Below are 23172 nucleotides of genomic sequence, written 5' to 3' on the forward strand. Positions count from 1 at the left end.
TCTATCATTTTGATAATAGTTCAAAATGATAGATAAATTTAAAAGCTTTTAATAACTCATAGAACCAGCATTTAAAAGACCAATACAAATTGATAAAAATGCCATTAAAATACCAACAGAAACTACACCTTCATTTATTTTTGCATTAAAAGAGTATTTTCCACTAATTCTTGTAACTACAAAAGCATAAGCTAACTGAATAGCAATAGCAATAGCTCCCCAAATAGCAAAGTCAAAATAAGAAACAGAGTTTTCCAAAGCACTATAAAGTGGTATAGAAACACCAATAATTGCTCCACCAAAACCTAAAGCAGCTGCAATATTGTTTTTTTCAAAAATAAGTGTGTAATCATCATATGGTGTAACAATAGCATACAGATATAAAAAAGCAACTACTAAAATAACTGCTGTAAAGAAAAATCCTAAAAAGCTTAAAAATAAACCAAATTCCATCAAAAATCCTTTTTTTTGCTCATTTTACCCAAAAGTTGTTATATAAACCTTATATATTAAGCTCTACATATAATATATTGATTTTTAAATAATAAAAATATAAGTCAAAAGTTACAACTTAATTACCGTTTAGTTACAACTTAATTACATCTTAAAATATATAAACTTCTATTTAAACAATAAATAATATATTACAAAAAATATTATATTAGGAAGCAAAATGAATAACCTAAGGCTTAGAAATAAAATTTTTTTAATCTTGGTTTTACCTCTTTTGGCAATTTTTATGTTGTCATCTATATTGATTTTTGAAAAAGTTGAAAAAGTATTAAATATGGATAAAACATCAAGTTATATAGATTTTACAGTTGAAATATCTAAATTGTTGGTAAATCTTCAAAAAGAGAGAGAATTATCTATATCTTATATAAATAGTTATGCTCAAACAAAAAAAGAAGATTTAGAAAATCAAATAAAATTAAGTAGATTATCACATGAAAAGTTAGATATTTTTATAAATAGTTTTTATCTAATTAAAAAAGATTCTAAACTTTTTGATAAATATGAGATTTTTAAAACTAACATATCTTTACTAGATGAAAAACGAATAAATGTAAAAGAGTTATCAAAAAGCAGTAAAGATATAGAGCAGTATTATGATCAACTTATTGCGAATTTATTATCTTTTTTTGATGAACTTTTAATATATTCAAATAGTAAAGAGTTGCTAAAAGCTTCAAAAACTTATATTTCGATAACAAATATTATAGAGAAGAGTTATAAAGAAAATGCTTTGATAAAAAATATTTTTGATAATAATCTTATTTCAAATTCAAATTATAATAATTTTATATCTTTAATAATTTTTCAAGACACTGATATTAATGAATTAAGAAAAAACTTAACACAAGAGCAGTTAGATTTTTTTAATCAAAAACTACAAAGTACACTTTTTACAAATATAGATGATTTTAGAAGAGCTATTTTCTTAAAAAGTGAAAAAGATAATATTTTAAATACTATCAAAGAGTCCTTAGGATACGGCGGATTAATCCATAATTATAAAGACTTTATCTTGACAAATAATGAAGATATACTAAATAAAATACAAAAAGAACATACTAAAATATTAAGAGCTATAAAAGATTACAAAAGACTTGAATACACAAAAGAGGAAGAAAAGTTTTTAAATGATATTCAATTTGTAGCAGATTCTTATATGTCAAAGTCTTATAATAATGAATATTTAGAAGATACAAAAGAACTAGATGTAAAAATTTTAAAAGCACTAAATATTCTAACTAAAAATATTTATGGAGTAGATACTCAAAAATGGGAAAAATTATCTTCTAGTAAAATAGAAATCTTTGAAGAGATTAAAAATAAAATAGTTGAAGATACACTTTTATATATTAAAACAAATACAAAAGATTTAGATAATCAAATTCTTTTTTTCTTGATTTTTCTTCTATTGCTTATGATTTTTATTTTTTTAGTAATTATAATAATGACAAGTAAGGTTACAAAATCAATCAAAAAATTTGAAAATAATTTAAATCAGTTTTTTTCATACTCAATGAAAGAGAAAGATAATATCAAATTAAATCAAATAGATGGCAAAGATGAGTTCGCTTTGATGACTAAAAATATGAATACTCAAGTTTCAAAAATAGAAAAAATTATTGAAAATGATAAAAATGTAATATTAGAAATAACAGATATTATGGAAAAGGTAAACAATGGATTTTTTGAATACACTATAAAAACAAAATCATCTACAAAAGAGTTGCAAACATTAGTTGATATTATAAATAAAATGATAGATAGAACTAGATTAAAAATTGATAGTTTAAATCTTTTATTAAATAACTATGCACAAGGTGATTACACATTTAAAAAAGATGAAAACCATATAAAAGGTATGTATGGAGATTTTGGAATATTGTCAAACTCTACTATTATTTTGGGACAATCATCTTCACAGTTAATTGCAATGATTACAAATGCTGGAAAAAAACTTGAACAAAATACAAAAATATTAACAAACTCTTCAAATGAATTGTCTGTTTCATCTTCAAATCAGGCACTATCTTTAAAGCAATCTTCTGTTGCGCTAGAACAGATAACTCAAAATATAAAAAATAATAATGAAAATATGAACCAAATGTTAGAAATCTCAGATGAGTTAAATACAGATGCAATAACAGGAAGTAAATTTGCAGCTCAAACCTTTTCATCTATGGATGAAATTAGTAAAAAAGTTAAAGCTATAAATGAAGCAATAACAGTAATTGACCAAATAGCATTTCAAACAAATATTTTAAGTTTAAATGCAGCAGTTGAAGCAGCAACTGCTGGAGATGCTGGTATTGGTTTTGCAGTTGTCGCAGGAGAAGTTAGGAATTTAGCAACAAGAAGTGCAAAAGCTGCAAAAGAGATTAAAGAGTTGGTTGAGAGTGCAAATTTTGAGACTTTGGATGGTAAAAATAATGTCGATACTATGATAAAAGGTTATGAAAATTTAGCTTTAAAAATTTCACAGACAAAAGATATAATTCACAATGTAACAATTTTTAGTAAAGAGCAAGAGTTAGGAATAGTTCAAATAAATGAGACAGTTTCAAAACTTGATTTTACAACACAAAAAAATGCTAAAACAGCTTTAAATATAGATAGATTATCAAATGAAGTATCAGATTTATCTAATAAATTACTTCAAATTACATCTGCTTCTAAAATAGATGAAAAGTATTATGATATGGTTGAAAATGTTGATTTAATAAAAGAGTTATCTGTTTATAAAAATGAGCATTTGAATTTTAAAAAAAGATATTTTAAACTCTTAAATAAATATGAAAATTGTAAGGTAGATGATTGCAAAAGTTGTAATATGGGAAAATGGATAATTTCATGTGAAAGCAAAAATGAGATTTTTACAAAAGATGAAAAGTGGCAGATTTTGAAAAATCATCATGAAAATTTACATCAAAAAATGCAAGAATATATTACACAAAATTCAAATAAAATGGAGAATAAAGTTTTAAAAAATACAGCAAATGAAATAGAGGAGATGACAATAAAAATATTTGATAGTTTAAATGATATTTTATATTTAAATTCAAAGAATAAAAACTTATTACTATGTGTAGAAAATAGAACAAAACATTTATAATTTAGCTAAGTAATAGTAATTTTTAACATTATTAAAGAGCCTAAAAAAAGGCTCTTTTTTATTATCTGTTGTGTTTTACAATTTTTACAGCTTCAACCATATTTTTAAGGCTTTGTTTAACTTCTGGCCATTTTCTAGTTTTCAAACCACAATCTGGATTTATCCATAACTGCTCTTTTGGTAAAACTTCAACTAAAGCTTTTATTTGAGCAACCATTTCATCAACACTTGGAACTCTAGGACTGTGAATATCATAAATTCCAGGTCCAATTTCTTGCTTATATGCTACTTCTTTAAAGATTTTTAAAAGTCTATTTCCACTTCTTGCTGTTTCAATTGAAATAACATCAGCATCCATAGCTTCAATTGTTTTTATAATATCATTAAACTCACTGTAACACATGTGAGTATGAATTTGTGTGTCAGCTTTTGAACAACTTACACTTAATTTAAAATTATCAACAGCCCAATTTTCATAATCTTTTATATTTTCAACTCTTAAAGGATAACCCTCTTTAAATGCAGCTTCATCAACTTGAATCATTTTAATTCCAGCATTTTGTAAATCATCAACTTCTTTATTGATTGCAAGTGCAATTTGACGAGTAACTTCATTTCTTGGTATATCATCTCTTACAAATGACCAGTTTAAAATTGTAACTGGACCTGTAAGCATTCCTTTCATAACTTTAGAAGTTTTACTTTGAGCATATTTTATCCAAAGAACTGTCATGGCATTTGGTCTTGAAACATCACCAAAAATAACAGGTGGTTTTACGCAACGACTTCCATAAGATTGAACCCAAGCATTTTGTGTAAATGCAAATCCATCCATCAACTGTCCAAAATATTCAACCATATCATTTCTTTCAGGCTCGCCATGAACTAATACATCAAGACCAATCTCTTCTTGAAATGCTACACAATCATCAATATATTTTTTGATTTCATTTTCATATTGCTCTTTAGAAATAGCATTTGATTTATAAAGTTTTCTATTTTCTCTAATTTGTGGTGTTTGAGGAAATGAACCAATTGTTGTAGTTGTTAGTGCATCATATTTGAAAAACTCTCTTTGAATTTTTATTCTATCTTCAAACTTATCTTCTCTTTCAAATTTTTTTAGATTTTTAATCTCATCTTGAACACTACTATTATGAATTTTAGTAGATACTTTTCTCAAACTATTATCTTTTTTGTTTTTCTCAATATTTGCAATATCTTCAAGTGATAATTTTGAGTCAAAAAACTGTTTTGAAACAAGATTTAACTCTTTTAATTTCTCATTTGCAAATGCTAACCAAGATTTAATCTCTTTATCTAAATTATCTTCATAACTTAAAGTAAAAGGAACATGTAAAAGTGAGCAAGAAGTTCCTACAATTATATTTTCTTTTGAAACTACATTTGATATTTTATTTAAAAGATTTATCTTATCTTCAAAATTACTCTTCCAAATATTTCGTCCATCAATAACACCTGCAATTAAAATTTTATTTGAATTTTTAATTAATTCTAAACTCTCTAAATTTTTATTTCCATGAATAAAATCAAGTCCTAAAGCCCAAATAGGAGTGTTTACTAAAATTTTTGTAGCTTCATTTGAGTGCTCAAAGTATGTAGTTACTACTATTTTTATATTTGATGAAACAGATGAGAGTTCATCATAAACTGGTTTTAAAAGTGATAAAAATTTTGGTTCTAAATCTTTTACAAATAAAGGCTCATCAAATTGAACAACAATGCTCTCATTTAGTTTTGAAATCTCTTCTAAAAGCTCTTTATAAACTTTTACAACACTAGAAATATGAGCAAAAACATCACTATTATCAATACTTTTTGAAAGTCCTAAATAAGTAATTGCACCAATTAAATTTATTTTTGTATTAATTCCAAGCTCAAGTGCCTCTTTGTACTCCTCTATAACTTTTTTAGAGTTTAGTTTAAATGTTGTATCTTTAGAAATTTCTGGAACAATGTAGTGATAGTTTGTATTAAACCACTTTGTCATCTCCATTGCTACACAATCTTGATTTCCTCTTGCCATTGCAAAATATAACTCTTCATCTTTTAGGTGTTGAAATCTTTTTGGAATTGCTCCTAATAAAATAGTAGTATCCAAAATATTATCATATAGTGAAAAATCATTTGAAGCTATAAAATCTATTTTTGCCTCTTTTTGATAAGTCCAGTGTCTTTTTCTCAAATTTTCTGCTACATATTTAACTTCACCAAAATCAACCTTTTTTGCCCAAAAATCTTCTAAAACCTTTTTAAGCTCTCTTTTTTCTCCAATTCTTGGAAATCCTATTACATAATTTTTTGACATTATTAATCCTTTTTTTAAAGGTTCCCTTTAAAAAAAGGAACCATACATTTTTTTCTACTTTTTATAGCGTGGATTCTTGTGCCTTCGGCACTCTCTTTGAGAATAATCCACTAAAAAGTAGCAAAAACCTAAAGTGCTTCGAGAACGAAGCCTAAAAAAATAGTTTTTTAATAAATCTTATTTTAAATCCTCTTTCTCGGACTTAAAAATGATTAATATTAATTTTTTAACGATTATTAAAATGATAATTGTGGTGGATGTACGCCAGTTCTTCTAAATGCAAAATATGTTGTATAGTATGGACATCTAGGAATAAATTGGAAAATTCTTACAGCAAGTGCAGCTTTTCTTCCAAAAAAACAGTCGCAGTGACATGGTTTTGAATTTACTAGATTACAAGTTAATAAACCATGTTCAATCTCGCAGGATAACTCATCCTCTTCATCACTATTTGAAGATATTTTTAGTTTTTCATTTATATTAGTTTTTATTGAAGTAAATATTGCATGCAATTTTGGTGCCGTTGCATACGCTTGAATTGAAGCTAGTGTAAAATATTTTTTTCCAAAGCCTTTAATTTTCAAAAATTTACTCCTTATAATATTAGATGCGAAATCTATACTATTTATACTTAATAATATATAAAAATTATTATGCTAACATTTCAAACAAAAAATTGATTGGAATTTTATTTTGAAGTTTACTTTTGTTACACTTTTTCCTAATTTGATTGAACCATATTTAAAAGATTCTATTTTAAATAGAGCAGTTGAATCAAACTTTATAAGCTATGAGTTCTATAATCCTAGAGATTTTACAACAAACAAGCACAAAAAAGTTGATGATGCTATGGTTGGAGGAGGAGCTGGAATGCTTTTATCGTGTCAGCCACTTTTTGATTGTCTAGATGAGATAAAAAGAGAAGATAAAGATGCATATATTATTTTTCCTCTTGCAGCTGCAAAACCTTTTAGACAAAATGATGCAAAAAGACTTGCAAAGAAAAAAAATATTGTAATGGTTAGTGGAAGATATGAAGGAATTGATGAGAGAGTTATTGAAAAATATGCTAATGAGGTTTTTAGTATTGGAGAGTATATCTTAACAGGTGGTGAGCTTCCTTCACTAGTTATGGCAGATGCAATCTCTAGAAATGTTCAAGGAGTGCTTGGAAATGAAGCTTCACTTGAAGTTGAAAGTTATGAAAATAATCTTTTAGAAGCACCATCTTTTACAAAACCAGAAAATTATAAAAATTTATTTGTCGTTAAAGAATATTTAAAGGGAAACCATAGTAAAATTTGCGACTTAAAATTTCAGATGTCCATTTGTAGGACGAAATACTATAGACCCAATAAGGAAAGACGATGAAAAATAGATATATAGCAAGTTTTGAAGCAGCTCAAATGGCTTCTAAAGAGATTCCAGCATTTAGAGCAGGAGATACATTAAGACTTGGTGTTGAGATTAAAGAGGGTGAGAAAAAAAGAGTTCAAACTTTCGAAGGTGTAGTAATTGGAAGAAGCGGAAACGGTGTTGATGCTACATTTACTATTAGAAAACTTGGAGCAAATAATATTGGTGTTGAGAGAATTTTCCCACTATATTGTGAATCTTTACAAGCTATTGAAGTGTTAAGAAGAGGTGCTGTAAGAAGAGCTAAACTTAACTATTTAAGAGCACTAAAAGGTAAAGCTGCGAAAATTAGAGAGCTAAAAAGATAATTAAGGCACCTGCCTTAATATCTTTTATTTAAAATAAACTCTCTAAAAACTTCATAAAAAATTCTACTTTTATTTTAAAATATCTACAAAAAGGAAAAATTTGTTTTCTGAAATTATAAATTTTATAGTTGAAACTGTTAGTCAGTTTGGATATGCAGGTATTTTTATAATGATGTTTTTAGAGAGTTCTTTTTTTCCATTTCCATCAGAAGTTGTAATGATTCCAGCTGGATATTTAGTTTTTAAAGGCGAGATGAATATGTACCTTGTAATTCTTTTTGGAATTCTAGGTTCACTTGCTGGAGCACTTTTTAACTACTATTTAGCTATTAAATATGGAAGAGCTTTTTTAATAAAATATGGAAAATACTTTTTTATAAAAGAACAAACAATTATAAAAATGGAAGAGTTTTTCAAAAATCACGGACATATCTCTACTTTTTCAGGAAGATTAATACCTGCTGTTAGACAATATATATCATTTCCAGCTGGACTTGCAAGAATGAATCTTTTAATATTTTGTTTATATACAAGTTTAGGTGCTGGAATTTGGGTAGTTATATTAACACTTTTGGGTTATTATTTAGGCGATAATGAAGGCTTAATAAAAGAGTATTTAAGATATATCATTGTAGTTATTTTAATCTCTCTTGCTATTTTAGCTTTTTGGTACTACAAAAAACTAAAAAAAGCAAAAGTTTTATAATTTATAAACAAGATTTTATAAGTCTTAAACCTTTTTCAATCTGCTCAAAACTAGAGTGTGTATAGTTAAATCTAATCTCACTATTTGGAACTTTATCAATATAAAATTGATTTCCTGGAACATAAACCACTTTTTTCTTCAAACACTCTTGAACAAGTGCAAATGTATCAATTCTTTTATCTTCAAATCCACCATATAAAAACATTCCACCTTTTGGTGTTTGGTGTTTAAATTCAGGCATTATCGTTTTTAAAGATTTTGAAAAAAACTCTGCTTTTTCTTTATAATCATCTCTTATTTCTTGAAGATGTTTTTCATATTTTTGTTCATCTTTTAAATACTCATTTAAGATATATTGTGAAAGACCGCAAGAGTGTAGATCAATACTCTCTTTTATAATAAGAAGAGATTTTATCTTCTCTTCATCGGCTCTAATCCAACCAATTCGTAAACTTGGAACCAAAGTTTTAGAAAAACTTCCAAGATGAAAAGAGTTGTTTGGTAAACTAGCACTTATATATTTACTTTTTTTGTCAAAATAAAGTTCACTATATGGACTATCTTCTATTAAAATTCCATCATATTTTTTCACTATATTTGAAACTTCTTCTCTTTTTTCTTGACTATATGTTGTAGCACTTGGATTTTGAAAATCAGGAATTAGATAAGTTAATTTTGTATTTTTAAAACTCTTTTCAAACTCATCTATATTTAAGCCATCATCTTCAAGTTTTACACCTTGCATTTTTAAATAATTTAATCTAAAAATATTCATAGCACCTAAATATGATGGCTCTTCAATAGTGATATCTTTGTTTTCAAAAAACTTTGCCAATATATACATGGCTTGTTGGCTTCCTGTTGTTATTAAGATATTCTCTTTTGTTGTAGCAAAACCTTCATTTGTATATCTTTGTGCAATTTGCTCTCTTAGTTCATTTATTCCATTGCTAATTGTGTATTGATAAACTTTTGGATTCTCTATTGCTTTTAGAGTTGCTATTTTTAAATCTTGTGTTGGAAATAGATTTTCGCTTGGAAGTCCACCTGCAAATGAAATTGTGTGCTCATCAATAGCTTCAAGAATTTCTCTAATAAATGATCTTTTCATAAGTATCCTTTTAAATGGATTTCCATTTAAAAGGAAACCATTAATATTTTTAAAATTTTACAGCAATAAAAATATTAATACTTTACATAAAATGCTTTTATAATTAGCAATTATTGCTAAGTTTATATACATTTATTGATATAATAGTTTTATGAAAAAATCTACTTATGAAAAAAGAGCAAAAATTGCAAATGATGTTATGAATTATATTTATAAATATATTGATACAAACATAAATATAGATGAGTTAAGTTCTCAACTAAATATTAGTAAATTTCATCTTCATAGAGTTTTTAAAGAGGAGTTTGGAAAAAATATTTATGAAAGTATTAAATCAATAAGACTTGAAAAAGCTGCAAATTTACTTATTACAAACAAGTTTTCAACTATTTCAAATATCTCTTCAATGATAGGATATAGTTCGCAAACTTCATTTATAAGAAGTTTCAAACAAAGATTTAATATGACACCAAAAGAGTGGAAAAATGGTGGTTATAAAGAGTATTCAAATAAAATTATTGAGAAAATATCAATTAGCAATTATTTAGATTTTTCAAATATTGAGCCAACAATTGTTAAAATGCCACAGATGAGAGCTTATTATATTAGACATAAAGGTTATGATAAAACTATAAAACAAACTTGGGCAAAACTTCAAACTTGGATATATACAAATGAGATAAAATCTTATAAACAAATGGCACTACATCATGATAATCCAATAATAACACCACTTGAAGAGTGCCAATATATTGCAATTGCTGTTTTAGATGAGAATGAAGAGTTAAAAGATTTATCACTTCCAACTTTGGATATTCCAAAAGGAATTTATGCAAAATTTAGTTTAAGTGGAAAATATGGAGATGTAATAAAGCTAATACAGTGGGTTTATCACGTTTGGCTAATAAAAAGTGGTTATGAAACAACAACAAATCCATCTTATACAATTTATGAGAAAAATCATTTTTTAAGTTTGGATGGAGAGTTTATTTTGGATTTTTATCTACCAATAAAATATGTATAAAGGAATTAAATTGAAAACAAGTATTGAATATATATCAAATTTTAAAACAAGTATTGATCCATACAATGGAATTACAATTTTAAGTGAAGATTTGCCAAACGATATTTTAGATTTTGAAAAAGATTTAAAAGATTTAATAGAAAATGCAAAAGATAATAAAAATTTAATTTGGATTTATATAGATATAAAAAAATCTGATTTTATTCCAATTGTTACAAAGTTTGGTTTTACTTTTCACTCTTGCAATAGTGATTATATACTTCTTATAAAAGTTTTAAAACAAAATGCAATAGTTCCAAATTTGGCAAATCATACTTTAGGAGTAGGTGCTGTTGTAATAAATAGTAAAAATGAGATTTTACTAATAAAAGAGATAATAAGAAATGAGTATTATAAACTTCCAGGTGGACATATTGATGATGCTGAGATGATATCTCAAGCTTTGAGTCGTGAAGTTTTTGAAGAGACTGGAGTTGTTGTTGATTTTGAAAAGATTGTATCTATTGGACATTTTTATCCTCATCAATTTCATAAATCAAATTTATATGTTTTATGTCTTGCAAAGCCAAAAAGTTTAAAAATAGATGTGAAAGATAAACAAGAGATTAGTGAAGCTATTTGGTTAGATTTAGAGGAGATGTTTATAAGAGATGATATTCATGATTACACAAAAACTATTGTAAAATCTGCAATTAGTAATGGTGGATTGTATAAAAGTGAAACTCCTATTTTAAGTCATCTTAAAAATGAATTTGAACTATTTTTTGTAAAAGAAAGCAAAAACTAAATATAATAAATTTTTTAAAAATCAAAGGATAAAGATGAAAAAAATAATAAGTACAACAAAAGCTCCAAGTGCAATTGGACCATATAATCAAGCAACTAGTTTTGAAAAATTAGTTTTTACTTCTGGACAAATTGCACTAGATCCAAAAACTATGGAGATTGTAAGTGGTGGAGTTCAAGAACAGACAAAACAAGTTATGGAAAATCTAAAAGCAGTTTTAGAAGAATCTTCTAGCTCTTTTGAAAATGTATTAAAAACAACTTGTTATCTATCAGATATGGATAATTTTGTAGCTTTCAATGAAATCTATGGACAATATTTCAAAGGTGAAACTGCTCCTGCAAGAAGTACAGTTGCTGTTAAAACTTTACCAAAAAATGTTTTAGTTGAAGTGGATGCAATAGCATTTAAAAACTAATATATTTTAAAACAATAATCGCCTAGACAATAGGGCGATTAAGTCTTAAAAAATATAGTGAAGGAAGAACTAAACCAAAAGTAATAGCTATTAAAACAGCAATAGCTTTAAGTCCATTATGAACAAATAGCTCTATTAATTCAATACTTGCACCAAATCTATTTATATCTATTAAAGTAATCATTGCTCCAAAAGCATAAGTTCCTGGTAAAATAGGAATAATAGAAGCAACAGTATATACAGGTCTTGGTATTTTGTATTTTCTTGACCAGTATAAAGCTATTATCCCAATTACTGCAGAAGCCAAAAATGTAGAGATTTCAATTCCAAAATTTAAGTGTAAAAATATAGTTCTTAAATCATAAACAATTGCTCCTCCTAAAGCACAATATTTTAAAGTATATTTTGGAACATTAAAAACCATTCCAAAGCCCAAAGATGCAGTTGCAGCAAAAGTAGCATCTATGAGTAATTGTAATAAAAATTCCATATTAAGCCTTTAGTCCTAAAATAGCAATAGCTAAAATAATTCCAACAGATGTAGCAAGTGTTAAAATCATACCATCCATCCATCGTCCCCAACCCATCATCATATAACCTTTGAATGAGTCTAAAAAAGAGTTTACAAAAGCAAATCCAGGTGCCAAAAGTAGTACACTAGCTGCCATTGCAATATTTGGAGTATCTGTAAAGCCATATATTTTTGATAATCCAGAAATAATTGTGGCTACAAAAGCAGTTATTCCAAAGATTATAATCATCACAAATCTTCTTTTTGATAGTTCTTGTCTTGTAAACATAGCAGTACCTGAAGCCAAAAAAGTTATCGCAAGAGACATAAAATCACCACCTTGTAAATATGCAAAAGATGCACAACTAAGGGCAACCATAAAAACAACCAACCATCTGTTGTAGTAATTTGGCTCAATTTGTTTTAAAATAGTATATAAATATCTAATATCATAGTTTACTTCATTGTCCGATTTTTCCATATCTAAAACTATTTTTTGAATTTGGCAAACTATACTCATATTTATAGGTTTATGATGAACTCTTCTTGTAGTTGTTACAGATTGTCCATGGTGAAGAGTTGTTAAAACTATTGCAGATGGTATCAAAGAGATTTCAACACTTGAAGCTCCTAAAACTTTTCCTAATCTTTGGGCTGTTTGCTCTATTAAGATACTTTCAGCTCCATATTCGCTCATTAAAACAGCAGCTTTTACGATACCTCTTGTGATTATCGATTGTTCTTCGTAGGATAGCATTTGAATTTTTCTCTTTTTACTTTTTAAATTTTGCAATTATACAAGTTTTGATATAATAAACGCTTTTAAGGATAACAATGAAAGATACAAGCCAATATTTTGCAAAAAAAAATATACTTTTTAAAGAGTTAAAAGAGATTTTACCAAAAGAGTTAAATAGTAAAAAGAAGATAAGAATCTTTGTAGGTTCAAGCACAGATTTAAAATTTTATGCAATATTTGTATTATCAAGTAAAAGTAGATTCATAAAAAAAAGTTCAGATGAGCTAGAAAATTTGTATAATCTTTTGGTAAATCATCAAAATCATAACTTCAAAGTAAAAACACTATTTATACAAAGTGAAATTTGTAGTAAAACAAAAAAACATCTAAAAGATGGTGGCTGGACAATAGTAGAGCAAAAGTAGTTTTTTATATAGAGTTTAAAGAGTTTGAAAATTTAAATTTATATCTTTCAAGCATCGTTTTATTTCCTAAAACTCCACCTTGATGAATATATAAAAATATTAAATCATCTTTATTTTCTAAATTTTTTACAAAATCTTCAAAAACAATCCATCCTAAACTATCATAAAGCAGGTCAAACTCTATATTTGTTTGTTTTAAAAGTTCTATATGTTTAAAATAAAACTCTTTATAAAGTTTTCCAAAATGGTATTTTTTCTCTTTTTTTAAAATTTTTGGATGATTTTTTTCTTCCAAAGCAAGAAACTGCTCTTTTAAGTACTCATCATCTCCTACGCAAGAGCAAGTAAACAGTTCAAAAGGTAGAAATTTTTGTAAATATAGTGCAGTTGTTCCCGTGCCACTTGGTAAAAATATTTTCAGTTTCTTATCATCAATATTTTGCTCTTTTGCCCAAGATTTTATCTCGTTTGCTAATATTTCTATTCCAAAACTAGCCTCTTTTACAGCTCCTCCTTCACTTATGAATAACTCATTTTCTTTAAAATTTTGTGGAATTTCACCAATAATTAAATTCATACCATTTTTAAGTGCTTCTTTGTAGTTTCCATTTGGATTTTTGCTTAAAATATCTGGTAAATGCGATACATAGTAGTCAAATTTTAGATTTTTTAATTTGCACAAAACAGATAAAGAGTACATTGCATTTGATTGATTTGAGCCATGAGATATTATTTTTTCAATACCTTTTAAATCATTTTTTAAAAAGTAGTAAAATTTTCTAGCTTTGTTTCCACTAAAATCAATATGTAGTAAATCATCTCTTTTTACAAAATATTTTTGATTGTTTAAAAAAATTTCAGATGTTTTTGAGTTTGTAAATTGCATAAATACCTATTTGTAAATAATTTTTCAATATAATATCAAAAATTTCAAAAGGCTTTCATATGAACTTATTAGAATTTATAGACAAGGGTGGAATTATAGTCTATATTTTAATTTTCTTAAATATTGTTGGGTTTACAATAATTATTTGGAAATTTACAACTCTTCCACAAGTAAATAAAACAATAGCAAAAATAGCTTCAAGATTGGATTTTAACCACTCAATAAATGCACAAATTGAATACGAAGTAAAAAAACTAGAAGCAGGTCTTGTAATCATAAAAAATATTGCAATAATCTCTCCACTTTTAGGACTTTTAGGAACTGTTGTTGGAATTTATATTTCATTTGAAGAGATAACTATAAAAGGTTTAGGAGATCCAACTATATTTTCAGGTGGAATTGCAGTTGCACTTATTACTACAATTGCTGGAATAATTGTATCAATTCCTCATCAAATAGCCTACAATCACTTCATAAGCCTTGTTGATAAAATCGAAATAAAAGCCAAAAAAGAGCTAGTAAAAGAAGAGAATAGATGAAACGAAGAGAGCATTTGGGACTTGATTTAACACCAATTATTGATGTTGTTTTTATTCTTTTAATATTTTTTATAGTTACAAGTGTTTTTAAAAAAGAAGAACTAGCTCTTATGCTTGATTTGCCTAGCTCAAATGCAAAAAGTATGCAAGTAAAATCTGAACAAATTTTCATAGAGTTAAGTGTAGATAAATTAGCTATTAGAGGGATTGAAGTCTCATTTGCTTCATTAGAAGATAATCTAAAAAGTATAAAAAATAAAGATGAACCTGTGATTGTAAGGATTGATAAAAAAGTACCATATGAAAAAGTTGTAAAAGTTCTTGATTTGCTTCAAAAATATAGTTTGAATAATTTGGCTTTGGTTACGAATGAAGAGAAGAAATAAAATAGAAAATATTGATTTATAATTTTTAATTTAAAATAGAGGCTAAAAAGCCTCTATTTTACTAAGAGATTAAAAAAATCCTAAAGCTTTTGTATTAAATGAAGTTAAAATATTTTTTGTATGTCTATAGTTATTTAACATCATCATATGAGTCTCTCTTCCAATTCCCGATTTCTTATATCCACCAAAAGAGGCATGAGCTGGATAAACGTGATAGCAATTTACCCAAATTCTTCCAGCTTGGATAGCTCTTGAAGCTCTATGAATTTGGTGAGCGTCTCTTGACCAAACTCCAGCACCCAATCCATAAATAGTGTCATTTGCAATTTCAATAGCCTCTTTTTCATCTTTAAAAGTAGTTACAGATAAAACAGGTCCAAAAATTTCCTCTTGGAAAATTCTCATTTTATTGTGACCTTTATAAATCGTTGGCTCTATATAAAATCCATCTGGATTTATAGAAGAGTGGTAAATATCTCCACCAACCAAACACTGTGCACCATCCTCTTTTGCAATATTTAAATATTTTGCAATTTTCTCTTTTTGGTTAAAAGAGTTTTGAGCTCCCATTGTATTTTCTGTATCAAGAGGATTTCCAAGTTTTATAGCTTTTACTCTCTCAATTACTCTTTTAATAAATGGTTCATAAATTGACTCTTGAATCAATGCTCTTGATGGACAAGTACAAACCTCTCCACTATTAAATGCAAACAGAACTAAACCTTCTATTGCTTTGTCAAAAAACTCATCATCAGCATCCATTATAGATTTAAAGAATACATTTGGAGATTTTCCACCAAGCTCTAGAGTTGATGGGATTATATTTTCAGTTGCATATCTCATAATCTCTTGACCTGTACTTGTCTCTCCTGTAAATGCAACTTTTTTAACATCTCTATGAGTTACAAGATGTTTACCTATTTTTCCACCTGCTCCATTTACAACATTTATAACGCCTTTTGGTAAAACATCTTTGATTAAATCCAAAAATAGAAGTATTGAAAGTGGAGTTGAACTAGCTGGTTTTAAAACAATACAATTTCCAGCAGCAATTGCAGGTGCTAGTTTCCAAGCTGCCATTAGAAGTGGGAAATTCCAAGGAATAATTTGAGCAACAACACCAAAAGGCTCATAAATTTCTTGAGATATAGTGTTCTCATCTAAATCAGAAATAGACCCAGATTCAGCTCTTATAACAGATGCAAAATATCTAAAATGGTCTATAAACAAAGGTAAATCTGCATTTAAAGTCTCTCTAACTGCTTTTCCATTATCAAGTGTTTCAGCAACTGCAAGTGCTTCTAAATTTGCTTCTACAATATCTGCAATTTTGTTTAACAAAGCACTTCTTTGAGTAACCGATGTGTGCTTAAACTCTTCAAAACCTTTTTTTGCAGCCTCAACTGCTAAATCAACATCTTTTTCATTTGATCTTGGAATTTTTGTAAGCAGTTTTCCATCAACTGGAGAGATATTTTCAATATACTCGCCACTATTTGGAGCAATCCACTCTCCACCTATAAAATTCTCATACTGATTTTTATACTTTGGTCTTTCATAAATCATAATAACTCCTTATTGATATTTGATATCAAAATACTAGCATATGTAAATGGCAATATCGTGACAATAATAAAAAGAGCTATTTTTTATAAAAAAATCTATATATTTGTAACAATTTGTAACAAATATATATCAAAAAAGAGCTTTTAAACTTTTAGCTAATTTGGTTATAATTTCGCCTTTATATTAAAGTAAAAAGGGATTATATGATAGAAGTTTTGATATTGGCTTTTGCTTTAAGTATGGATGCATTTGCAGTTTCTATTGGTCTTGGAATAAAAAATAAACAAGATATAAAAACTATGGCTTTAAAAGCTGGATTATTTTTTGGAATTTTTCAAGCATTTATGCCTTTTTTAGGATTCTTAGGTGGAATTGGTTTAAGTGAGTATATTCAAGGATATGACAAAATTGTTGCATTTGTTCTACTTTTACTTATTGGTGGGAAGATGTTGTATGAAGCATTTAATGAAAATATAGAAGATGAGATAGCACAAGTTACAAATAAATTATTATTAACTTTAGCAATTGCAACAAGTCTTGATGCTATGGCTGCTGGATATAGTTTACATTTGTTTTCTGTAAATATATATTTATCAATTTTTATTATTGGATTTGTTACATTTATTATTAGTTATATTGGAGTTTATGTCGGGAAAAGTGGCGGAGAAAAGTATGAGAGCAAGGCCGAAATTTTGGGTGGAGTTGTTTTAATACTTATTGGATTTAAAATTTTACTTTTTTAAATAGTAAAAAAGAGAAGATTAAGCTTCTCTTTTTTATCTAAATAACAGCAATGGAACTTTTGATTTTAAAATCATATTTGTTGTAAAACTTCCAAAAATTGCACTTCTAAATCTATTATGGCTATATGCTCCCATGGCTATAATATCAGCATTTATGCTTTGTTGATAATCTAAAATAGCTTCAAGTTTATCTCCACTTAAAGATAATATTTCAGAATCTATATTTGCATTTTTGAATATCAAACTAGCTTCATTTAAAACTCTATTTGAATCATTTTTATCACTATTTACATTTACAATATATCTTTTTGTATTTGGAAATATTGGATTTTTTACAGCAATATCAATAGATTTTTTGGCATAAGAGCTTCCATCATAAGCCATTAAAATAGAATTTACATCTTTAAACTCACTATTTACAAGCAAGATTGGAATATTTAAAGTTCTTATTAACTCTTCAACATTTGCTCCTATATCTTTACTATTTTCTCCATTTAAGCCTATAATTGCAATTTTTAAATCGCTTTCTAACTCATCCAAAGTTTCATGCAAAGTCCCATGTCTTTGAAGAGTTGTGAAATTTGAGAAATCTTTTGATTTAACATACTCTTGCATCTGTTTTAAAATAACTTTACCTTTTAAAATTAAATCTTTACTTTGATTCATATCTTCATTGGCTAATTCTTCTAATAAATCATCTTTTGAGCCAAGTCCAATATTTCCAGATAAATCAATCTTTTTAGAAGTAGTTGAGTGCTCTATTACATTTAATAAAACCAAAGGTAGATTAAGTTTTTTTGCTATATCTATTCCATAATCACAAACCGCTTTTGAAAGCTTTGAGCCATCAAGGCAAACTAATACTTTATTCATTTTTAATGTCCTCCCATTACTTTTTCAATTTCTTCTGGTTTATGATGAACCCCAAATCTATCAATTATTGTTGAACTTGCTTCATTTTGTCCAATAACTTCAACATCTGTTCCATTTCTTCTTAGTTTTATAACTGCTTTATCAAGTGCATAAACAGCTGATATATCCCAAAAGTGAGCTCTTGTTAAATCAATTACAACTTTATCAACAACCTCTTTAAAATCAAATGTTTTATAAAATTTATCTGCACTATTAAAAAATACTTGACCAACAAATTTGTAAGTTTTAGTTGTATTATCTTCACTATATGAAGTTTCACAATACATAAAGTGAGATATTTTATTAGCAAAGAATAAGGCGGCTAAAAGAACTCCTGTAAATACACCTGCTGCTAAGTTATGAGTTCCTACTGTAACAGCAACTGTTCCTAGCATTACAATATTTGTAGAAATAGGAAGAGTCTTTAATTTTTTGATTGAACTCCAATCAAATGTACCAATTGATACCATAATCATAACAGCAACTAAAGCAGCCATAGGAATAATAGAGATAATATCACTTAAAAAAACAACCATTATAAGTAGAAAAAATCCTGCTAAAAAAGTTGATAATCTTCCTCTACCACCTGATTTTACATTTATAATAGATTGCCCAATCATTGCACATCCTGCCATTCCACCCATTAAACCTGAAGCTATATTTGCAACTCCTTGACCTTTGCACTCTCTATTATTATCACTTGTAGTATCTGTTAAATCATCAACAATAGTTGAAGTCATAAGTGATTCAAGAAGTCCAACAATTGCTAAAGAGATAGAATAAGGCAAAATTATCCATAATGTTTCAAAATTTAAAGGAATATCAGGAAATAAAAATATTGGTAAAGTATCAGGAAGTTGTCCCATATCTCGAACAGTTCTTACATCAATTTGCATAAAAAATACAACAATTGTTAAAACTACAATAGTTACTAAAGGTGATGGAAGTATGTTACCAATTTTTGGAATATATGGAAAAAGATATATTATCCCTAAACCTGCAAGAGTTAAAGCATACACATGCCAAGTTACATTTGTCAGTTCTGGTAATTGAGCCATAAATATTAAAATTGCCAAAGCATTTACAAATCCTACAACAACAGCTCTTGGAACAAAACTCATAAATCTTCCTAGTTGTAAATAACCAGCTACTATTTGCAATACTCCAGTTAAAAGTGTTGCTGCTAAAAGATATTGTAAGCCGTGGTCTTTTACAAGTGTAACCATCAACAAAGCCATTGCTCCTGTTGCAGCACTAATCATTCCAGGACGTCCACCTACAAATGAAATTACAACAGCTATACAAAAAGAAGCATATAATCCAACTTTTGGGTCAACTCCTGCGATAATTGAAAAAGCAATTGCTTCAGGTATTAGTGCAAGTGCAACAACAAGACCTGCTAAAGTATCATTTTTTATATTTCCAAACCATTCATCTTTTTTAAAATATGTTTTTACCATTTAGTTCCTTATTTATTTAATTTTTTTGATCAGTTAATATTTTGGAAATAAATAGAGTTAATATATTAGATATAAAATAATTTGTTATAGAAAAAATAAACTAAATAATAATATGGATGTAGTTTATGTATGACGGAATAACAAATATAAGATTAATACTAAAATAGTTGTTTAACAATATCTATTTTCAAAAATATTTTTCTTATATTTGTTATAATCACATTTTTGGATTCGCCTTTTTTAGATTAATTTTAAAAGTTGTGGAACTATATCTAAATTTTTATAAGTAAAAAATAAATCAAATTAAGCTTTTTTATAAATTTTAGCAAGTTTCGATATAATCCGCCAATTAATTAAAACGGTTTCCACTTTAAGAGACCATTTAAAAGGAATAATAGTGAGAATTTTATCAGGTATTCAACCATCAGGAACAATTCACATAGGAAACTATTTTGGTATGGTAAAAAAGATGATAGAGTCACAAAACGATGGCGAACTATTTGCTTTTATAGCTTCATATCATGCATTAACAAGTGTAAAAGATAAAGAGTTTTTAGAAAAAAACTCTTATGAAGCAGCAATTAACTTTTTATCTTTAGGAATGGATATTGAGAAATCAACTTTTTGGATTCAACACGATGTTAAAGAGGTACTTGAACTTTACTGGATTTTATCAAATCACACTTCTATGGGATTATTAGAGAGAGCTCACTCGTACAAAGATAAAACAGCAAGAGGAATTAGTGCTAGTCATGGGCTTTTTTCATATCCAGTTTTAATGGCAGCTGATATTTTACTTTTTGATTCAAATGTTGTTCCAGTAGGGCGTGACCAAATACAACACGTTGAGATGACAAGAGATATTGCAACATCTTTTAATCATGCATATAAAAAAGATATTTTTGTTTTACCAACTGCAAAAGTTGATGAAAATGTTGCAACAGTTTTAGGAACTGATGGAGCTAAAATGAGTAAATCATACAACAATACAATTGATATGTTTACAGCTTCTAAAGAGAGAAAAAAACAAGTTATGAAAATTGTAACTGATTCAAGAGAATTAGATGAACCAAAAGAGTGGGAAAATTGCAATATTTATAATATTTCAAAACTATTTATGAGTGATCTTGAGTTAAAAGATTTACAAAAAAGATATGAAACACCAGGTGAAGGATATGGTCACTTTAAACTTACACTTCTTGAAAAAATAGAGGAGTATTTTAAACCTTATGAAGAAAAAAGAGAGTATTACTTAAACAACAAAAAAGAGGTTCGTGATATTTTGGAGTTTGGAGCTAGTAAGGCAAGAAAAATAGCAAGTGAAAAAATAAGAGAAATTAGAGAAATAGTTGGCTTAATTTAAAACTATAGTTTTTTAATCTATTATTGCAAAAAAATTTAAAGGAGCTTTATGTATTCTAGAATTAAAAATATCGTAGATAGTTCATTTTTCTCAAAGTTTATTATCTATTTGATAGTTTTAAATGGTATTACAATGGGTTTAGAAACTGACAAAACTTTTGTACAAAATTTTGGAGTTTATACAACACTATTTAATCAAATTGTTATTACGATTTTTACAATTGAGATTATTTTGAGAATTTATGTTCACAGAGTATCTTTTTTCAAAGATCCTTGGAGTTTGTTTGATTTTTTTGTTGTAACAATATCTTTAGTTCCTACAAGTTCAGGATTTGAAATACTAAGGGTTTTAAGAGTTTTAAGGCTATTTAGACTTATAACTGCTGTTCCTCAAATGAGAAAAATAGTTTCAGCACTAATTAGTGTAATTCCAGGAATGTTATCTGTAATTGCTTTAATGACACTCTTTTTTTATATATTTGCAATTATGTCAACACAACTTTTTGGAGAGAAATTCCCTCTATGGTTTGGAACTTTAGGAGAATCATTTTACACTCTATTTCAAATTATGACTTTGGAATCTTGGTCTATGGGAATTGTAAGACCTATAATGGATGTTTATCCTTATGCTTGGGTTTTCTTTGTTCCATTTATATTTGTCGTAACTTTTGTAATGATAAATTTAGTTGTAGCAATAATTGTTGATGCTATGGCTATTTTAAACAAAGAGGAAGAGCAAAATATAATAGATAAGATACAAGTTCAAGATAATAGTCTAAATAAAGAGATTAAAGAGCTAAGAAATGAGATTGGTGAACTTAAACTTTTACTAAAAAATCATTTAGAAAAATAAAAAGGATAAACAGATGATGGATGCAATAAATTTAAAAAACTATTTTTTCTATTTTGCTAGTTTTGTAATAATTATTGCTGGAGTTAAAATGGCAAGTGAAGTAGTAGTTATACTATTTTTAGCTATTTTTATATCTTCTATATTCTCATCTGTTTTAAATCTATTAAAAAAGAGAAAAATCCCAAAAATAATCTCATATTTACTTTTAGTTTTAATTGTTTTAATTGTTGGATTTATGCTTGTTTATGTAATAAATATCTCTTTAAAAGATTTTCTAACAAATCTTCCACTTTATGAAGAAAAATTAAGAAATTTGGTTTTAAACTCTATTCACCTTGTTCAAAATTATGGATTTGAGATTGAAATTGATAGAGCAAAAATTATAGAAGCTCTGAATTTTGGCTCTTTTTTTGGTGTAACTAAAAATATTATTGGAAGTATTGGAGCATTTTTATCTCAATTTTTATTGGTAATTATTGGAGTTGCATTTATTCTTGCAGAGTCAAAATCTTTTCAAACAAAACTAAAAGTAATTTTTACAAACAATTCAAAAAAACTAGAGCATTTTAATCTTTTCTCATATAACATTCAAAAATATTTTGTAGTTAAATCTTTTACAAGTTTTCTAACAGGATTTATAGTAACTTTAATGCTAATGTTTTTTGATGTTGATTACCCAGTTTTATGGGGAGTTATAGCTATGCTATTTAACTTTGTTCCAGTTATTGGTTCAATAGTAGCTTCAATTCCAGCAATTTTATTAGCTTTGATGAATCTTGATATAGTGTCAACTATTTGGGTAATTATACTTTATATGGTAATTAATATCTCAATTAGTAATATTTTAGAGCCAAAATTAATGGGAAGAGAGCTTGGATTATCACCTTTGGTAATATTTTTCTCTTTGATATTTTGGGGTTATATTTTGGGAATTGTTGGAATGTTTTTGGCAGTTCCAATTACTATGACCCTAAAAATAGCTTTTGATTCAAACTCAAATAGCCGTTGGCTTGGTATTTTAATGTCTAATTTATCAAGAAAAAAGCTAAAAAGAAGAGTCTAAGTA

Annotated in this window: 24 protein-coding genes; 14 read left to right on the forward strand and 10 right to left on the reverse strand. The window is 27.0% G+C overall.

What is annotated here, in order from left to right:
* Window positions 1–48: 48 nt before the first annotated feature.
* A complete protein-coding gene (locus CJ670_RS10190; RefSeq protein WP_105911703.1) occupies window positions 49–453 on the reverse strand; it encodes a DUF350 domain-containing protein in 405 nt (134 codons plus the stop codon).
* A gap of 220 nt (window positions 454–673) precedes the next feature.
* On the opposite strand from CJ670_RS10190, the gene CJ670_RS10195 reads away from it, so the two are divergent.
* Entirely contained in the window at window positions 674–3625 is a 2952-nt protein-coding gene (locus tag CJ670_RS10195; protein WP_105939870.1) for a methyl-accepting chemotaxis protein, read from the forward strand.
* Between the two features lie 61 nt (window positions 3626–3686).
* Here CJ670_RS10195 and metE read toward each other — a convergent pair whose 3' ends face one another.
* Complete coding sequence (gene metE, locus CJ670_RS10200) at window positions 3687–5954, reverse strand: 5-methyltetrahydropteroyltriglutamate--homocysteine S-methyltransferase (protein WP_105939871.1); 2268 nt, start codon at window positions 5952–5954, stop codon at window positions 3687–3689.
* Between the two features lie 236 nt (window positions 5955–6190).
* The gene (locus CJ670_RS10205) at window positions 6191–6538 is read right to left on the reverse strand and encodes a hypothetical protein (RefSeq protein WP_105939872.1); all 348 of its coding nucleotides are present in this window, start codon (window positions 6536–6538) and stop codon (window positions 6191–6193) included.
* A 109-nt stretch (window positions 6539–6647) separates the two neighbouring features.
* On the opposite strand from CJ670_RS10205, the gene trmD reads away from it, so the two are divergent.
* The 3 genes from trmD (at window position 6648) to CJ670_RS10220 (ending at window position 8384) form a co-directional block, all read left to right on the forward strand.
* Window positions 6648–7325 carry a tRNA (guanosine(37)-N1)-methyltransferase TrmD gene (gene trmD, locus CJ670_RS10210; protein WP_105912301.1) on the forward strand — a complete coding sequence of 226 codons (678 nt, stop codon included), beginning with the start codon at window positions 6648–6650 and terminating at the stop codon, window positions 7323–7325.
* Window positions 7322–7678: a 50S ribosomal protein L19 gene (gene rplS / locus CJ670_RS10215; RefSeq protein WP_105912300.1), complete on the forward strand. Its 357-nt coding sequence runs from the start codon at window positions 7322–7324 to the stop codon at window positions 7676–7678. The genes trmD and rplS overlap by 4 nt, the downstream gene beginning before the upstream one ends.
* 100 nt (window positions 7679–7778) lie before the next feature.
* Complete coding sequence (locus CJ670_RS10220; RefSeq protein WP_105912299.1) at window positions 7779–8384, forward strand: DedA family protein; 606 nt, start codon at window positions 7779–7781, stop codon at window positions 8382–8384.
* 1 nt (window position 8385) lies between these two features.
* Here the strand turns inward: CJ670_RS10220 and CJ670_RS10225 are convergent, their stop codons facing one another.
* Window positions 8386–9495, reverse strand: coding sequence for an aminotransferase-like domain-containing protein (locus CJ670_RS10225; protein ID WP_228154245.1), 1110 nt, complete (start codon window positions 9493–9495; stop codon window positions 8386–8388).
* 151 nt (window positions 9496–9646) lie between these two features.
* On the opposite strand from CJ670_RS10225, the gene CJ670_RS10230 reads away from it, so the two are divergent.
* From CJ670_RS10230 to CJ670_RS10240, 3 genes are read left to right on the forward strand one after another with little or no spacing between them, the layout of a single operon-like run.
* Entirely contained in the window at window positions 9647–10519 is an 873-nt protein-coding gene (locus CJ670_RS10230) for an AraC family transcriptional regulator (protein WP_105939874.1), read from the forward strand.
* A gap of 10 nt (window positions 10520–10529) precedes the next feature.
* Complete coding sequence (locus CJ670_RS10235) at window positions 10530–11306, forward strand: NUDIX hydrolase (RefSeq protein ID WP_228154246.1); 777 nt, start codon at window positions 10530–10532, stop codon at window positions 11304–11306.
* 34 nt (window positions 11307–11340) lie between these two features.
* Complete coding sequence (locus tag CJ670_RS10240; protein WP_105939876.1) at window positions 11341–11724, forward strand: RidA family protein; 384 nt, start codon at window positions 11341–11343, stop codon at window positions 11722–11724.
* Window positions 11725–11746: 22 nt separating this feature from the next.
* Here the strand turns inward: CJ670_RS10240 and CJ670_RS10245 are convergent, their stop codons facing one another.
* Window positions 11747–12214 (reverse strand): threonine/serine exporter family protein, encoded by a 468-nt coding sequence (locus tag CJ670_RS10245; RefSeq protein WP_105912292.1) that lies wholly within the window; start codon window positions 12212–12214, stop codon window positions 11747–11749.
* A gap of 1 nt (window position 12215) precedes the next feature.
* On the reverse strand, window positions 12216–12992 hold the full coding sequence (locus tag CJ670_RS10250; protein WP_228154247.1) for a threonine/serine exporter family protein: 777 nt from the start codon (window positions 12990–12992) through the stop codon (window positions 12216–12218).
* 77 nt (window positions 12993–13069) lie between these two features.
* On the opposite strand from CJ670_RS10250, the gene CJ670_RS10255 reads away from it, so the two are divergent.
* Window positions 13070–13399, forward strand: coding sequence for a hypothetical protein (locus tag CJ670_RS10255; RefSeq protein WP_105939877.1), 330 nt, complete (start codon window positions 13070–13072; stop codon window positions 13397–13399).
* A gap of 4 nt (window positions 13400–13403) precedes the next feature.
* On the opposite strand, the gene CJ670_RS10260 is transcribed toward CJ670_RS10255, so the two are convergent.
* Complete coding sequence (locus CJ670_RS10260) at window positions 13404–14285, reverse strand: 1-aminocyclopropane-1-carboxylate deaminase (protein WP_105939878.1); 882 nt, start codon at window positions 14283–14285, stop codon at window positions 13404–13406.
* 59 nt (window positions 14286–14344) lie between these two features.
* On the opposite strand from CJ670_RS10260, the gene CJ670_RS10265 reads away from it, so the two are divergent.
* Together CJ670_RS10265 and CJ670_RS10270 are read left to right on the forward strand one after the other, a co-directional pair.
* Window positions 14345–14824, forward strand: coding sequence for a MotA/TolQ/ExbB proton channel family protein (locus CJ670_RS10265; RefSeq protein ID WP_105939879.1), 480 nt, complete (start codon window positions 14345–14347; stop codon window positions 14822–14824).
* Window positions 14821–15210 carry an ExbD/TolR family protein gene (locus tag CJ670_RS10270; RefSeq protein WP_105939880.1) on the forward strand — a complete coding sequence of 130 codons (390 nt, stop codon included), beginning with the start codon at window positions 14821–14823 and terminating at the stop codon, window positions 15208–15210. The genes CJ670_RS10265 and CJ670_RS10270 overlap by 4 nt, the downstream gene beginning before the upstream one ends.
* A 69-nt stretch (window positions 15211–15279) precedes the next feature.
* Here CJ670_RS10270 and CJ670_RS10275 read toward each other — a convergent pair whose 3' ends face one another.
* The gene (locus tag CJ670_RS10275; RefSeq protein WP_105939881.1) at window positions 15280–16776 is read right to left on the reverse strand and encodes an aldehyde dehydrogenase family protein; all 1497 of its coding nucleotides are present in this window, start codon (window positions 16774–16776) and stop codon (window positions 15280–15282) included.
* Window positions 16777–16979: 203 nt separating this feature from the next.
* On the opposite strand from CJ670_RS10275, the gene CJ670_RS10280 reads away from it, so the two are divergent.
* Window positions 16980–17519, forward strand: a complete 540-nt coding sequence (locus tag CJ670_RS10280; protein WP_105912286.1) for a manganese efflux pump MntP — start codon at window positions 16980–16982, stop codon at window positions 17517–17519.
* A 33-nt stretch (window positions 17520–17552) separates the two neighbouring features.
* Here the strand turns inward: CJ670_RS10280 and CJ670_RS10285 are convergent, their stop codons facing one another.
* Together CJ670_RS10285 and CJ670_RS10290 are read right to left on the reverse strand one after the other, a co-directional pair.
* Window positions 17553–18392, reverse strand: coding sequence for a universal stress protein (locus CJ670_RS10285; RefSeq protein ID WP_105939882.1), 840 nt, complete (start codon window positions 18390–18392; stop codon window positions 17553–17555).
* 2 nt (window positions 18393–18394) lie between these two features.
* Window positions 18395–19891: a SulP family inorganic anion transporter gene (locus tag CJ670_RS10290; protein ID WP_105939883.1), complete on the reverse strand. Its 1497-nt coding sequence runs from the start codon at window positions 19889–19891 to the stop codon at window positions 18395–18397.
* 397 nt (window positions 19892–20288) lie between these two features.
* On the opposite strand from CJ670_RS10290, the gene trpS reads away from it, so the two are divergent.
* From trpS to CJ670_RS10305, 3 genes are read left to right on the forward strand one after another with little or no spacing between them, the layout of a single operon-like run.
* On the forward strand, window positions 20289–21254 hold the full coding sequence (gene trpS / locus CJ670_RS10295) for a tryptophan--tRNA ligase (protein WP_105939884.1): 966 nt from the start codon (window positions 20289–20291) through the stop codon (window positions 21252–21254).
* 48 nt (window positions 21255–21302) lie between these two features.
* Complete coding sequence (locus CJ670_RS10300; protein ID WP_105939885.1) at window positions 21303–22106, forward strand: ion transporter; 804 nt, start codon at window positions 21303–21305, stop codon at window positions 22104–22106.
* A 13-nt stretch (window positions 22107–22119) separates the two neighbouring features.
* Complete coding sequence (locus CJ670_RS10305) at window positions 22120–23169, forward strand: AI-2E family transporter (protein WP_228154248.1); 1050 nt, start codon at window positions 22120–22122, stop codon at window positions 23167–23169.
* The last annotated feature ends 3 nt before the right edge of the window (window positions 23170–23172 follow it).

Origin of the sequence: Arcobacter cryaerophilus gv. crypticus (assembly GCF_002993025.1) — a bacterium.
Classification (GTDB): Bacteria; Campylobacterota; Campylobacteria; order Campylobacterales; family Arcobacteraceae; genus Aliarcobacter; species Aliarcobacter cryaerophilus_B.